Here is a 13492-nt window from a genome sequence, read left to right on the forward strand (position 1 = left end):
GAGGGGCCGGGCCCGTGCCCGAGGGGGCGTCCCGTGTCCGAGGGGGCGTCCCGTGTCCGAGGGCGGGGCCGACGCACGAAGGGCCGGCCCACGCCCGAAGGGCGGCCCAGGCCGCCGCGATCGGCGGAAGCCGATCGGTAGAGTGGCGGCCGATGACCGCCACCAGCAGCCTTCCGTCCGTCCCCACCGCCTCCGCGACGACGCCCGCCGCGCGTGACGGGCGGGGATCCTTCGAAGCGGCCCTGCGGGGACCCGGCGCGCTGACGGCCATAGCGGCCTTCTGGATGGCGAGCCGGGCGCTGATGCTCTGGATGCTCGTCAACGACTTCCACAGCTCGAACCTCGTGCGGGTGGACGTCAGCGGGACCTACCACAACTGGTACGACATCCTGATCACGTGGTCGATGCCGCACGACGACATCACGTGGCAGTACCCGCCCGCCGCAGCCGCGATCTTCCTCTCGCCCGATCTGCTGCCGTTCCTCACGTACTTCCAGGCATTCGTCGCGCTGACGGTGCTCTGTGACGGCGTCATCCTCGTCGGTCTGCTCCGGGCCGCGCGCCGCGGCGACGGGAGCCGGGCCGGGGCCCTGTTCTGGCTGCTCACGCTGCCGCTGCTGATGGCGACGCCGTTCGCGCGCTACGACGTCCAGGTGACGCTGCTCGCGGTCGGTTCGCTGTTGTGCCTGCGTCACCGCCCCCGGCTCGGCGGTGTGATCGCGGGCATCGGCGCGATGGTCAAGGTGTGGCCGCTGCTCGCCCTGCTGGGCGCCCCGCGCGGCAAGTCCACGCGGGAGGCCGTCATCGCCGCCGCGCTGACCTGCGTCGCGCTGCTGGCCGTCTTCGCGGCGCTCTTCCGGGACTCCCTGGGCTTCCTCGGCAACCAGGGCGACCGGGGCGTGCAGGTCGAGTCCGTCGGTGGCTCGGCGTTGATGCTGGCCATGCGGACGAAGGTCTGGCCGGGCCGGATCACCTTCCAGTACGGCGCGTTCGAGTACGTCGGCCCGTACGTGCCGGTCATCGCGCGGGCCTCGCTCGCGCTCACCGTGATCGGCTTCCTGCTGTTGGTGCTGTGGCGGGTGCGGGCCCGGCGCTGGACGACCGCGACCCCGCTGGACGCGGCGCTCTGCGCGATCATGGTGTTCACGGTCACCAGCCGCGTCATCAGCCCGCAGTACATGATCTGGCTGCTCGGTCTCGCGGCCGTCTGCCTGACTTCCCGGCACACCACCCAGCGCCCGATCGCGTGGCTGCTGGCCGCCACCACGCTGCTGACATCGCTGATCTTCCCGGTCTGGTACGGAGACGTCCTGCTGAACACCTGGACCGGCACGGTGTTGCTCTGCGCCCGCAACGGCACGCTGCTCTACGCCACCGTGTGGTCCGGTATCCGGCTGTGGAAGGCGACCGTGACCCCCGCAGGCGCGGCCGGCGGGGACAGCGCGGGCATCTTCTAGACGGTGCGGCGGTGTTGGGCGGCGCGTGAGGTGAACTCCGCGTCCCGCAGCACCCGTTGGGCGTTGCCCCAGGTGAGCAGGGCCAGGTCGGGCTCCGTCCAGCCCCGTTCCAGCAGTTCGGCGATCAGCCTCGGGTAGCCGGAGGGGTCGGTCAATCCGGTCGGGCGGGGGCTGCCCGGTTCGGCTCCGAACGCGGCGCCGAGACCGACGCCGTCCGGGCCCGCGAGCGCCCGTACGTGGTCCACGTGGTCCGCCACCGCGTGCAGGGAGTCCCCGGTCCGCTCGGTGTCGAAGGTGACCATCGCGAGACCGCCCGCCGCGCGCAGGGCGAGCAGCACCTCGTCGGTCACGTTGCCGGGGTGCGGGTTGAGGGCGGCGGCGCCGGTGTTCGAGATGATGACCGGCGCCTTGGAGGCGCCCGCGAGCTGGCAGGCCACCGCCGACGGGCAGCCGGCCAGGTCGAGCAGCATGCCCAGCCGGTTCATCTCCTTGACCACCTCGTGGCCGAAGACCGTCAGGCCCTCCCGCGCCCACGGCGCCCCGGCGGGTGCGAGGACGCGTACGCCCAGCGCGTGGAAGGCGCGCAGCGCCCCCAGGGAGCCGGTCAGCGAACGGCCTGGCACGGGGCCGAGGAACGCGGCGATCCGGCCCCGGTTGCGGGCGTCCGCCATGTCGTCGGGCGTCAGGGCCAGGCACAGGCTGTCGGGGTAGCGGCGTACGAGGGACAGCGCCACGTCGATCTGCTCCAGGGTGTCGGACACCACCTGGTCGGTGGCCGGCGCCTCGCTCGGCGTCAGCAGGGACCAGAACTGGGCGCCGACCCCGCCGGCGCGCAACCTCGGGATGTCGGTGTCGACACCGAGGTCCGGGGTGTCGATGTCGTGGTACGGGCTCTGGCGCAGCGTCCAGACCAGGGTGTTGCACCCGTCGGCGACGGGATGCTCGGACAGCAGCTCCATGGCCCGGTCCAGAGCTCCGGGCGCCGCACCAGGGGCGGCGAGGTCTTCGGATCCCAGGGAGCCGGGCCCCACGTCGTTGCCGGGGCTCTGGAGGGGTTCGTCCTGCAAGTCGGCCATGGCGTTCGCTCCGGTCTCGGCGGTCTCGGCGCAGCAGGGAGGGAAGCGGGGTTCGTCTGGCCACGGTGACATGCGGGGCGTGCGGGTTCACGGCGGGTGTGGCGTTCGGGTGTCACCGTGGGGCGAGCACCCGAACGCCGAGACGCCCGAACGGCTAGTGCTGTGACCGGAAAGGTCCACCGGGTCGCGGCGCCCGGCACGGCACTAGATCACCGCGTTGGAGGGGCGCCGGGAGGTCGAGAGGTCGCGGGCGACCGCCTCGGCGTCGCGCAACGCCCGGACCGCGTTGGACCAGGTCAGCTTGGCCAGGTCGGCCCGCGACCAGCCGCGCGTGAGCAGCTCCGCGATCAGGTTCGGGTAGCCCGACACGTCGTCCAGCCCGGAGGGGGTGAAGGCGGTGCCGTCGTAGTCGCCGCCGATGCCGATGTGGTCGACGCCCGCCACCTCGCGCATGTGGTCGAGGTGGTCGGCGACGGTGGCGGCCGTCGCCACCGGGCGCGGGCGCTCCGCCTCGAAGGCCCGGTGCAGGGCCATCGCCTCGGGGGAGGTGTCGAGGTGGTGGAAGCCGTTGCCGCGAAGGTTCTCGTCGGCGGCGAGCGTCCACTCGACGGCCTCGGGGAGGATGAACTTCGGCACGAAGGTGGCCATGGCCACCCCGCCGTTGGCCGGGAGCAGGGCCAGCACGTCGTCCGGGACGTTGCGCGGGTGGTCGCACACCGCCCGGGCGGAGGAGTGCGAGAAGATCACCGGCGCGGTGGACACCTCGATGGCGTCGCGCATCGTCGTCTCGGCGACGTGCGAGAGGTCGACGAGCATGCCGACGCGGTTCATCTCGCGCACGACCTCGCGGCCGAAGTCGGTGAGGCCACCGTGCCGGGGTTCGTCGGTCGCCGAGTCCGCCCAGTCGATGGTGTCGTTGTGCGTGAGGGTCATGTACCGCACGCCGAGCCGGTGCAGGGCGCGCAGGGTGGCGAGCGAGTTGTTGATGGAGTGGCCGCCCTCGGCGCCCATCAGCGAGGCGATCCGGCCCTCGGCGCGGGCCGTCTCCATGTCGTCCGCCGTCAGCGCCCGGGCGAGGGTCTCCGGGTAGCGGGCGATCAGCTGGTCCACTGCGTCGATCTGTTCGAGGGTGGCGCTGACCGCCGTGTCGCCCGCGTAGTCCGACCGTACGTAGACGGACCAGAACTGCGCGCCGACCCCGCCGGCGCGCAGCCGGGGGATGTCGGTGTGCAGGGTGCCGCGCTGGTCGGCGGCGATGTCCAGCCGGTCGAGGTCGTAGCGGGCCCGCTCGCGCAGCGCCCAGGGCAGGTCGTTGTGCCCGTCCACCACGGGGTGCCCGGCGAGCAGCTCGCGCGCCTCGGCGAGGCGCTGCTCGGCGCTCACTTGCCGAATCCGAACGATTCCGTGCCGGCGACCTTCGTACGCAACCGCCTGCCCTTCTCGGTGGCCTGGTCGTTCAGCTCCTGTTGGAAGTCCCGCATCCGGGCGAGCAGCTCGGTGTCGTGCGCGGCCAGCATCCGTACGGCCAGCAGGCCCGCGTTGCGCGCCCCGGCGACGGAGACGGTGGCGACGGGAACGCCGGCGGGCATCTGGACGATCGACAACAGGGAGTCCATGCCGTCGAGGTACCTGAGCGGGACCGGGACGCCGATGACGGGCAGCGGCGTGACCGACGCGAGCATGCCGGGCAGGTGGGCGGCCCCGCCGGCGCCCGCGATGATCGCCTTGAGGCCGCGGGCGTCGGCCTGCTCCCCGTACGCGATCATCTCGCGCGGCATCCGGTGCGCGGAGACGACGTCGACCTCGTAAGGGATCTCGAACTCGTCCAGCGCTTGGGCGGCGGCCTCCATGACGGGCCAGTCGGAGTCGGAGCCCATGACGATGCCGATGACGGGGCCTGCGGGGCGGGCGGTAGAGCTGGTGCTCATTCGGTGATCGTCCCTCTGAGGTAGCCGGCTGCGTGACGTGCGCGCTCCAGCACATCGTCCAGGTCGTCGCCGTAGGTGTTGACGTGGCCGACCTTGCGGCCGTGTTTCACGTCCTTGCCGTACATGTGGATCTTGAGCTGGGGGTCGTGGGCCATGCAGTGCAGGTAGGCCGCGTACATGTCGGGGTAGTCGCCGCCCAGCACGTTGGCCATGACGGTCCAGCGGGCGCGCGGGCGCGGGTCGCCCAGCGGCAGGTCCAGGACCGCCCGGACGTGGTTGGCGAACTGCGAGGTGATCGCGCCGTCCTGGGTCCAGTGGCCGCTGTTGTGCGGGCGCATGGCCAGCTCGTTGACCAGGATGCGGCCGTCGGTGGTCTCGAAGAGCTCGACGGCCAGGTGGCCGGTCACGCCGAGCTCCTGCGCGATGCGCAGGGCCAGGGCCTGGGCCTCGCCCGCCAGCTCGTCGGACAGGTTCGGGGCGGGCGCGATGACGGTGTCGCAGACGCCGTCGACCTGGATGGACTCGACGACGGGGTAGGCCACCGCCTGGCCGTGCGGGGAGCGGACGATGTTGGCCGCGAGTTCGCGGACGTAGTCCACCTTCTCCTCGGCCAGGACCGGGACGCCCGCCTTGAAGGGGGCCTCCGCGTCCTTGAGCGTGCGGACGAACCACACGCCCTTGCCGTCGTAGCCGCCGCGCACCGTCTTGAGGATGACGGGGAACCCGCCGACCTCCTGCGCGAAGGCCGCCGCGTCCGCCGGATCGCTGACGATCCGGTGGCGGGGGCTGGGCGCGCCGATCTCGTCGAGCCTGGCGCGCATCACCCCCTTGTCGGCGGCATGCATCAACGCGTCGGGCCCCGGGCGGACGGCGATGCCGTCCGCTTCCAGGGCCCGTAGGTGTTCGATGGGTACATGCTCGTGGTCGAAGGTGATCACGTCACAGCCGCGCGCGAAGGCACGCAGCGTTTCCAGGTCGCGATAGTCGCCGATGACGACGTCGTTCACGACCTGGGCCGCCGAGTCCTGTGGGGTGTCACTGAGGAGCTTGAATCTGATGCCGAGGGGGATACCCGCCTCGTGGGTCATGCGGGCGAGCTGTCCGCCGCCGACCATGCCGACTACCGGGAACGTCACGCCTCCAGGGTATCCGTCGGTATTCCGCCATCCGGACGCAGCCCTGGCGAGGACTCGCCGGGCGGCCGTGTGCCGTGCGTCGCACGGGGCACCGGGCGCAGACGGAGCCGTGGGGCGACACTTACCATGGACGGGCGACGAGATTCGGTTGACGGATACGTGTGACGCGGAAGACGTGTGCGCCGAGACGTGGGTCGCCGACGACGAGTGACGCTTCCCGAACCGGGGGCGGCGACGACGGACAGGGACTGAACCATCACATGAGCACACCGACGAACGCATCCGCGAACGTATCCGTCCTCGAACGCATACGCGGTCTGGCCCGGGAGGTCGCCAAGTTCGGGGCGGTCGGCGGGCTCGGCGTGCTGGTGAACATGGGTGTGTTCAACCTGATCCGCAGCACGACCGACCTCCAGGTGGTGCGCGCGAGCGTCATAGCGACCGTGGTGGCCATCGCGTCGAACTACATCGGGTTCCGCTACTTCGCCTACCGGGACCGCGCCAACAACAGCAGCCACACCCGGACCCGTGAGCTGGTGCTGTTCGCCGCGTTCAGCGTGATCGGCCTGGTCATCGAGAACGGCGTGCTCTACACCGCCACCTACGGGCTCGGCTGGGACGGCTCCCTCGCTACGAACTTCTTCAAGTTCACCGGCATCGGCATCGCCACGATCTTCCGCTTCTGGTCCTACCGGACGTGGGTCTTCAAGGCGCTGCCCACGGCCGCCGCGGCCTCGCTGGTCGTCGAGCAGCGCGACGGCCAGACCCCGGCGACCGCGTCCCCCACGACCGCGTCCCTCGCAGCCGAGCCGGCCGCGACGCCGGTCCGCTAGCCGCGGGCGGATCGTTCGGTCCGCTAGCGGACCGGCCGCTCGGGTTCCGGCGGCACGGGCGCCGTCCGGCTGAGGAACAGGGCGAACACCGGCGGCTGCGTCTGGAGCAGCTCCAGACGGCCGCCGTCCGCCTCCGCCAGGTCGCGGGCGACGGCGAGGCCGATGCCCGTCGAGTTGCGGCCGCTGATGGCCCGCTCGAAGATCCGGTTGCCGAGGTCGGGCGGAACGCCGGGGCCCTCGTCCGTGACCTCCAGCACCGCCTGGTTGCCGGTGACCCGGGTCCGCAGCGCGACCGTGCCGCCGCCGTGCATCAGCGCGTTCTCCACGAGGGTGGCGAGCACCTGCGACACCGCTCCCGGCGTTCCCACGGCCCGCATGCCCGTCTTGCCCGAGCGCACGATGGCCCGGCCGGCGCTGCGGTAGGCCGGCCGCCACTCCTCCACCTGCTGTTTGACGACCTCGTCCAGGTCGAAGGGGACCGCCGAGCCGGTCCGCGGGTCGCGCGAGTTCGTCAGGAGCCGCTGCACCACGTCCGTGAGCCGCTCCACCTGGGTCAGAGCGATGCTCGCCTCTTCCCGCACCGTCTCCAGGTCGTCGGTGACGGTGATCTCCTCCAGCCGCATGGACAGGGCCGTCAGCGGGGTCCGCAGCTGGTGGGAGGCGTCGGCGGCGAGGCGCCGCTCGGCCGTGAGCATCCGGCCGATCCGCTCCGCGCTGGAGTCCAGTACGTCCGCCACCCGGTCCAGCTCGGGGACCCCGTAGCGCTTGTGGCGGGGGCGCGGGTCGCCCGAACCGAGCCGTTCCGCCGTCTCGGCGAGGTCGGTGAGCGGTGAGGCCAGCCGGTTCGCCTGGCGCACGGCGAGCAGGACGGCCGCCACGACGGCCAGCAACGCCACCGCGCCGACCACGACCAGGGTCCGTCCGACCTCCTTGGTGACCGTGGAGCGGGACTCCTCGACCACCACCACCTCGCCCTGCTCGCCGCGGGCGGTGCCTCGGATGACGCTGTCCGGGATGCGCTCGCCCACCTCGACGGGCGGGCGGCCGGGGACGGTGATGCGGGCGTACCGCCCCTCGTCCAGTTGCTCGCCCAGCGCGAGGGGGTCGATCGGTTTGCCCTCCAACACGTCCGCCTCGACGACGCCCACCAGCCGCAGCGCCTCGGAGCCGATCCGCTCCTGGGCGCTGCTGGTGATCGTCCGGGTCTCCACGATCACGAGGGAGACCCCGAACACGGCGATCACGACGAGCACCACGGCGAGCGTGGAGTTGATCAGTCGGCGACGCACGGCCCGGTCCGCACTCGGCTCGTCACGCGCTCGCCCACCCGGTTCTTCACCCGGTCGTCCACCCGATCGTTCACCCGATCGCTCACCCGGTCGTCCACCCGGTTCTTCGCTCAGCTCTTCTCGAAACGGAAGCCGACGCCCCGTACGGTCGCGATGTAGCGCGGGTTCGCCGCGTCGTCGCCCAGCTTCTTGCGGAGCCAGGAGATGTGCATGTCGAGGGTCTTGGTCGAGGACCACCACGTGGTGTCCCAGACCTCGCGCATGAGCTGGTCGCGCGTCACGACCCGGCCCGCGTCCCGGACGAGGACCCGCAGGAGGTCGAACTCCTTGGCGGTGAGCTGGAGCTCCTCCTCCCCCATCCAGGCGCGGTGCGACTCGACGTCGATCCGCACCCCGTGGGTGGCGGGTGTCTGCGCCGCCTCGTTCGCGCCCCGGCGCAGCAGGGCCCGGACGCGGGCCAGCAGTTCCGCGAGCCGGAACGGCTTCGTCACGTAGTCGTCCGCGCCCGCGTCAAGGCCGACGACCGTGTCGACCTCGTCCGCCCGGGCGGTCAGGACCAGGATCGGGAAACCGTGCCCCTCCGCGCGCAGTCGTCGGGCCACCTCCAGGCCGTCCATGCCGGGCAGGCCCAGGTCCAGGACGACGAGGTCGACGCCGCCTTGCAGGCCCGCGGCCAGAGCGGTGGGGCCGTCCTCCCGGACCTCGACCTCGTACCCCTCCCGGCGCAGGGCGCGGGCCAGGGGCTCCGAGATGGATGCGTCGTCCTCGGCGAGCAGTACACGCGTCATGTGGGTGATGGTAGTCCGCGGCGACCGAATCGTGGACCAGCCCGCATACCCCTGCCGATCTGGGCTTATTGACTACTACCTACCTTCGAATATGGTCGAACGGTTCCCGCGGCGCCTTGTGATCCATATCTCAAGTCCTTCCATATGCCGCAGTGTCGTGTCGTATGGTGGCGAGACGCCTGATGCACTACCCAGGGGACCTTTGTGCCGAAAACGAGCCAAGGGTCTCTCCTTCTGTCCCGAGCGGATCGGCGCCTTGATGCGTACACGTGTCAAGGACCGTCCCGTCCGCCCCGGAAGAAGTGAATGACCTAGGGGCCGGGCCCTGCGCGCGAAGCTGCGCGGAGGGTGTGGATCCCGGTTACGGACCTTCCTTCGCCCCCACCCGTGGGGCGAGACCCCGAGGCGTGGGGTGGGCGGCCCGTCGCCGGTGCCGGCCACCCCCCCACAGGGCGCTGTCCCGCTCACGAAGCGAAGCGTCCCGATCAAGCAAGGATCGACCATGGCTTCCAGCCTGACGAAGGAACCGGCGGCTCCTGCCTCCGAGAAGACCTTCTTCGGCCACCCCCGTGGCCTGGCCACTCTGTTCATGACCGAGATGTGGGAGCGCTTCAGCTTCTACGGCATGAAGGCCCTGCTCCTCGTCTACCTGATCTCGGGTGGCCCGGATGCCAAGAAGGGCAGCCTGGGCGGCGGCATCGGGATGGACGAGGGAACGGCGATCGCCGTCTTCTCCATCTACGTGTCCATGGTCTACCTGCTCACGATGCCGGGCGGATGGCTGGGCGACCGTGTCTGGGGCCCCCGCAAGACCGTGACCGTCGCCGCCGTGACGATCATGTCGGGTCACGTGATCCTGGCCCTGCCCGGATCGGCGACCTTCTACGTCGGCCTCGCGCTCGTCGCGATCGGCTCGGGCCTGCTGAAGGCCAACATCTCCACCATGGTCGGCCAGCTGTACAAGGACGCGGACGACCCGCGCCGCGACGGCGGGTTCACGATCTTCTACATGGGCATCAACGCGGGTGCCTTCTTCGCCCCGCTGGCCATCGGCACGGTGGGCCAGAAGATCAACTGGCACCTGGGCTTCGCCATGGCGGCGGTCGGCATGGGCATCGGCCTCGTCGTCTTCCTGCTGGGCACGAAGAACCTGAACCCGGTCAGCTCGGTCGTCCCGAAGCCGCTGTCGGCCGAGGAGCGCACCTCCTGGCTGCGCAAGGTCGCCATCTCGGTGGCCGTCGTGGCCGTCTTCTACACCGTCCTCGGCGTCGCCGGCATGTTCACACAGGCTTGGGCGACCATCCCGCTCACCCTGGTCGGCCTGATCGTCCCGGCCGCCGTGCTCGTGCACATCAAGCGGGACAAGGAGCTCGACCGGGGCGAGCAGTCGAAGATGACCGGCTACATCTGGTTCTTCGTGGCCGCCGCCGCCTTCTGGATGATCTACGACCAGGGCGCTTCGACGGTCCAGGCGTTCGGTGAGACCAAGGCGTCCGGCTCGCTGCTCGGCTTCGAGTTCCCCTCGTCCTGGTACCAGTCGCTTAACCCGGTCTTCATCATGGCGCTGGCCCCGGTCTTCGCCTGGATCTGGCTGTGGCTGAACCGCAAGGGCAAGGAGCCGACCACGGTCGGCAAGTTCGCCGCCGGTCTGTTCTTCATCGGCGTCTCGTTCTTCTTCTTCCTGCTGCCGGTCGCCATGTCCTCGAACGGCCACCTGGTCAGCCCGATGTGGCTGGTGGGCATCTACCTGATCCAGACGGTCGGCGAGCTGTGCATCTCCCCCGTCGGCCTGTCGGTCACCACGAAGATGGCGCCGCAGAAGTACGCCTCGCAGATGATGGGCGTCTGGTTCCTGGCGGTGACGGCGGGCGACTCCATCACCAGCCTGCTGTCCGACCCGGCCGTGTTCGGCGTGGACCTCAACGGCACCGGCGCGGTGGCGATCGAGGCCATCCTGGCCACGCTGGCCGGCGTCGCGGTCTTCATGTACCGCAAGAAGGTCAAGGACCTCATGGGCGACGTGCGCTGACGCACCCCCCGCCCGGACCGAGGGGCCCGGCACACCGGAAGGTGTGCCGGGCCCTTCGGCTTTCCTCACGACCCGGTCGGCGTCAAGCGTCAAGCGTCAAGCGCCCTGTACCTCGGACTTGAAGCCGACGAGGAACGTCTTGAAACCGCAGCGCACGGTGGCCTTGCTTCCCGTCGGGGTCCAGCGGCTGTGGTGCGTGTGGCGGACGACGTGCTCGCGGACGCCTTGGACCGTGTCGCAGGTGATCACGGCACGGTGCCGGGCGCCCGAGGGCAGCGGTCCGGAGCAGGCCGACGTGACGTTGGGACGGCCGAACCTGTCCATGTCGGCGGTCGCCTTGCAGCGGCCGTTGCCTCCGCCGGCGGGCGCGGCGGAGGCCTGCGTTCCACCGACGACGGCGAGGGCCACGACGGCGGCCACCGCCACGAGCACGGACGTGAACTTCATGAGCTGCCCCGTTCTTCGCAGGTCCGGCGGACAAAAGACCACCTTTCCGTCGAACCGGAAGCTAGCAAGCAGAAACGATCACCTCCAAGGTGTTCGGCCCGCCGTGACACGAAGGACGTACGTCCCGAGGGTCAGCGGTGGCCGCGCAGGCGGCGCCAGGGGGTGAAGGTGAAGACCGCCGCGCCGAGCAGGATGACCGTGCCGGCGACCAGGCCGAGGGCCTTGAGGCCGCCGCCGTCCTCCGCGCCGGTCTCGGCGAGGCCACCGGACGCGGCGGGGCCGCCGGTGGTGCCGCCGGTGGTGGACGGCGAGCCCGAGCCGCCGGGCTGGGCGGTGGTGTCCAGCTCCAGGGAGACGCCGCTACTGGTGGCCTTGCAGGGCACGTTGATCGGTGTGGCGCCCGGGGCCATCGTGACGTCGATCGTCAGCTGGTCCGGGCTGAGCGTCACCTTGCCGGTCTTGCCCGGCTTGTAGGTGCCGGTCATGTCGCTGAGGCTGACCGGCGCCTTGTCGGGGATCGGCTCCGCGTTGGCCGGGCCGGTGACCTTGACGGTGCCGCTGTCGGCGCCGCCGAGCTTGATGTCCATCGAGGGCTTGAGGGCCCCCGCCGGGAGGGCCATGGGGCTGGCCATCGCGCCCTTGGCGGTCTTGACGGTGAGGTCGTAGCCGCTGCCGTTCTTCTTCGCGTTGATGGTGACCGGGGTCTTGATGCCGCCGGGGACGACGGCGCCGCAGTCGTAGGCGACCTCGATCGGCTTGCCGGGGAAGTCGGTCTGGCCGCCGCTGCCGCCGGTGGCGGTTCCGCCGGTGGTCGAACCGCCGGTGGTCGAACCGCTCGTGGTGCCACCCGAAGTCGAACCGCCGGTGGTACCGCCGGTGGTACCGCCGGTGGTCGAGCCGCCCGTGGTGCCACCCGTCGTACCGCCGCCCTCGGTGACCTTGATGGTGGCGGCGACTCCCACCGTCTCCTTCGGGGAGCACTTCGTGATGAAGCCGCTGAAGTCCACGTCGTACTTGCCCGGCGTGATCGTGACGTCGCCCGCCTTGGTCAGCTTGATCTTGCCCTTCATGTCGGACATGACCATGGGGGCCTTCTTCGGGATGGGCGGGTTCTTCCGCTCCCCTTCCAGCTTGACCTCGGAGCCGAGCGCGCCGCCGAGCGTCACGTAGCCGGTGGGCTTGACGGTGTCCTTGCCCAGGTCCATGAGGTCGGTGTTGTTCGAGGCCGGTTTGACGGTCTTCCAGACCACCTCGACCTCGTCGCCGACCTTCGCGGTGGCGGGCGCGGTGATGGAGACGGTGGTGGTGCCCTGGACCGGGCCGCCACCTCCTGCGGGCGGGATGCACTCCACCTTGTAGGAGACGTCGGCCGCCTGGGCGGGGGCGGCCGCCAGCAGGATGCCCGCGCCGCCGAACAGCAGCGCGACAGCGGCCGCGCTCACCCTCCGTTGGGTCTTCACGAATGTCCCTTCGTCGTCGGACGGTTCTCAGACGGTGCGGATGTCTGCGGTGTGTGTGGTGCCGGTGGTGCCGGTGGTGCGTCTGGTTCCGGCGCGGTGTCCGGGGTGAACCACGGCAGGACCGCCGTGGGGGCTTCGGGGTCCGCCGCGGGGTCGGCGGAGGCGGGGCGCGGTCGGACGCGGTCGACGACGGCCATGCCGACGCGGAAGACGGCGGTCGGGATCACCACCAGCAGCAGGGCCCAGAACAGCAGCACTCCGTACGGGCGCCCCACGCCCCAGGGCTGCGTGGCCACCACCTTGTCCCCGTACTTGAGCGAGACGGTGTAGTCCCCGTGGGCACCCGCCGCCAGCGTCACGTCCAGCCGGACCTCCGCCTTGCCGCCGGGCGCGACGGTGCCCTTCCAGCGGGCTTCCTCCCACACGGGTGCGTACACCCCGTGCGAGGTGCCGAGCTGGAAGACCGGGTCCTTGACCGGGGCCGATCCGAGGTTGCCCACGGTCACGGTGAACTTCCGCGTGGGCGGGGCCCCGAACCAGGTCAGCACCCCGTCGTCGCCCTCCAGCCGGACCCCGGTGAGCAGCGCGAGGCGGCCGGTGCCGGAGTCCGCGGGCAGTTCGGCCACCGGATGGTCGGTGATCTTGATCGGTAGGGCGACGGTGGACTGGTCCCCGTTGACGGAGGTCACGTTCACCACGCACGGGCACGGCTTGGGCGGCCCCACGACGGGGAGCTGAGCGGTGAAGTGCCCGTCGTCGCCGACCGCGACCGCGACCCCGTCGGCGTTGGCGCAGCTGTTGGTGCCGCCGATCATGTTCTGTCCGCAGACCAGCAGCATCACCAGGGTCTTGGCCCGCCAGCCGGTGCCGGTGACGGTGATTCCGGCGCCCTTGGCGACCTGCTGGAGGGAGAGCGCGGCGGTGGGTTCGCCCGCGTCGGCGACGGCGGCCGGGGCGGCGGGGAGCAACACCAGCGCGACCACCGCGAGCCCCGCCGTGAGCAGGGCCGTGATCCGGGCGCGGGCCGGCCCGCCGGCGGGGGTGCTCAC

The 13492-nt window shown here is 71.1% G+C and carries 12 protein-coding genes; 3 read left to right on the forward strand and 9 right to left on the reverse strand.

Annotation, left to right across the window (positions count from 1 at the left end; translation table 11 throughout):
- Nucleotides 1-152 precede the first annotated feature (152 nt).
- Complete coding sequence (locus ABZ934_RS28890; protein ID WP_361318698.1) at nt 153-1457, forward strand: glycosyltransferase family 87 protein; 1305 nt, start codon at nt 153-155, stop codon at nt 1455-1457.
- Here ABZ934_RS28890 and ABZ934_RS28895 read toward each other — a convergent pair.
- From ABZ934_RS28895 to ABZ934_RS28910, 4 genes are all read right to left on the reverse strand, one after another.
- A complete protein-coding gene (locus ABZ934_RS28895; RefSeq protein ID WP_361318700.1) occupies nt 1454-2533 on the reverse strand; it encodes a dipeptidase in 1080 nt (359 codons plus the stop codon). The genes ABZ934_RS28890 and ABZ934_RS28895 overlap by 4 nt on opposite strands.
- Before the next feature lie 204 nt (nt 2534-2737).
- Complete coding sequence (locus ABZ934_RS28900; RefSeq protein WP_361318702.1) at nt 2738-3916, reverse strand: dipeptidase; 1179 nt, start codon at nt 3914-3916, stop codon at nt 2738-2740.
- Complete coding sequence (gene purE / locus ABZ934_RS28905) at nt 3913-4461, reverse strand: 5-(carboxyamino)imidazole ribonucleotide mutase (RefSeq protein WP_361318704.1); 549 nt, start codon at nt 4459-4461, stop codon at nt 3913-3915. The genes ABZ934_RS28900 and purE overlap by 4 nt, the downstream gene beginning before the upstream one ends.
- On the reverse strand, nt 4458-5597 hold the full coding sequence (locus tag ABZ934_RS28910) for a 5-(carboxyamino)imidazole ribonucleotide synthase (protein ID WP_361318706.1): 1140 nt from the start codon (nt 5595-5597) through the stop codon (nt 4458-4460). Before ABZ934_RS28910 ends, purE begins: the two co-directional genes overlap by 4 nt.
- A 260-nt stretch (nt 5598-5857) precedes the next feature.
- On the opposite strand from ABZ934_RS28910, the gene ABZ934_RS28915 reads away from it, so the two are divergent.
- On the forward strand, nt 5858-6430 hold the full coding sequence (locus ABZ934_RS28915) for a GtrA family protein (protein ID WP_361318708.1): 573 nt from the start codon (nt 5858-5860) through the stop codon (nt 6428-6430).
- A gap of 23 nt (nt 6431-6453) precedes the next feature.
- On the opposite strand, the gene ABZ934_RS28920 is transcribed toward ABZ934_RS28915, so the two are convergent.
- The gene (locus tag ABZ934_RS28920) at nt 6454-7719 is read right to left on the reverse strand and encodes an ATP-binding protein (protein WP_361318710.1); all 1266 of its coding nucleotides are present in this window, start codon (nt 7717-7719) and stop codon (nt 6454-6456) included.
- A 110-nt stretch (nt 7720-7829) separates the two neighbouring features.
- The gene (locus ABZ934_RS28925; RefSeq protein ID WP_361318712.1) at nt 7830-8507 is read right to left on the reverse strand and encodes a response regulator transcription factor; all 678 of its coding nucleotides are present in this window, start codon (nt 8505-8507) and stop codon (nt 7830-7832) included.
- A 502-nt stretch (nt 8508-9009) separates the two neighbouring features.
- Here ABZ934_RS28925 and ABZ934_RS28930 point away from each other — a divergent pair.
- Nucleotides 9010-10536 carry an oligopeptide:H+ symporter gene (locus ABZ934_RS28930; protein ID WP_361318714.1) on the forward strand — a complete coding sequence of 509 codons (1527 nt, stop codon included), beginning with the start codon at nt 9010-9012 and terminating at the stop codon, nt 10534-10536.
- Nucleotides 10537-10632: 96 nt separating this feature from the next.
- Here the strand turns inward: ABZ934_RS28930 and ABZ934_RS28935 are convergent, their stop codons facing one another.
- From ABZ934_RS28935 to ABZ934_RS28945, 3 genes are all read right to left on the reverse strand, one after another.
- Nucleotides 10633-10983, reverse strand: a complete 351-nt coding sequence (locus ABZ934_RS28935) for a hypothetical protein (RefSeq protein WP_361318716.1) — start codon at nt 10981-10983, stop codon at nt 10633-10635.
- A gap of 131 nt (nt 10984-11114) precedes the next feature.
- Nucleotides 11115-12443, reverse strand: a complete 1329-nt coding sequence (locus ABZ934_RS28940; protein WP_361318718.1) for a hypothetical protein — start codon at nt 12441-12443, stop codon at nt 11115-11117.
- Complete coding sequence (locus ABZ934_RS28945) at nt 12440-13492, reverse strand: neocarzinostatin apoprotein domain-containing protein (protein WP_361318758.1); 1053 nt, start codon at nt 13490-13492, stop codon at nt 12440-12442. Before ABZ934_RS28945 ends, ABZ934_RS28940 begins: the two co-directional genes overlap by 4 nt.

Origin of the sequence: Streptomyces sp. NPDC046557, assembly GCF_040645975.1 — a bacterium.
GTDB lineage: Bacteria > Actinomycetota > Actinomycetes > Streptomycetales > Streptomycetaceae > Streptomyces.

Bases quoted from the DNA above. Each gene is read 5' to 3' on its own strand.
- ABZ934_RS28890 (WP_361318698.1), top strand. From the start codon at position 153: ATGACCGCCACCAGCAGCCTTCCGTCCGTCCCCACCGCCTCCGCGACG.
- ABZ934_RS28895 (WP_361318700.1), bottom strand. From the start codon at position 2,533: ATGGCCGACTTGCAGGACGAACCCCTCCAGAGCCCCGGCAACGACGTG.
- purE (WP_361318704.1), bottom strand. From the start codon at position 4,461: ATGAGCACCAGCTCTACCGCCCGCCCCGCAGGCCCCGTCATCGGCATC.
- ABZ934_RS28915 (WP_361318708.1), top strand. From the start codon at position 5,858: ATGAGCACACCGACGAACGCATCCGCGAACGTATCCGTCCTCGAACGC.
- ABZ934_RS28925 (WP_361318712.1), bottom strand. From the start codon at position 8,507: ATGACGCGTGTACTGCTCGCCGAGGACGACGCATCCATCTCGGAGCCC.
- ABZ934_RS28930 (WP_361318714.1), top strand. From the start codon at position 9,010: ATGGCTTCCAGCCTGACGAAGGAACCGGCGGCTCCTGCCTCCGAGAAG.
- ABZ934_RS28935 (WP_361318716.1), bottom strand. From the start codon at position 10,983: ATGAAGTTCACGTCCGTGCTCGTGGCGGTGGCCGCCGTCGTGGCCCTC.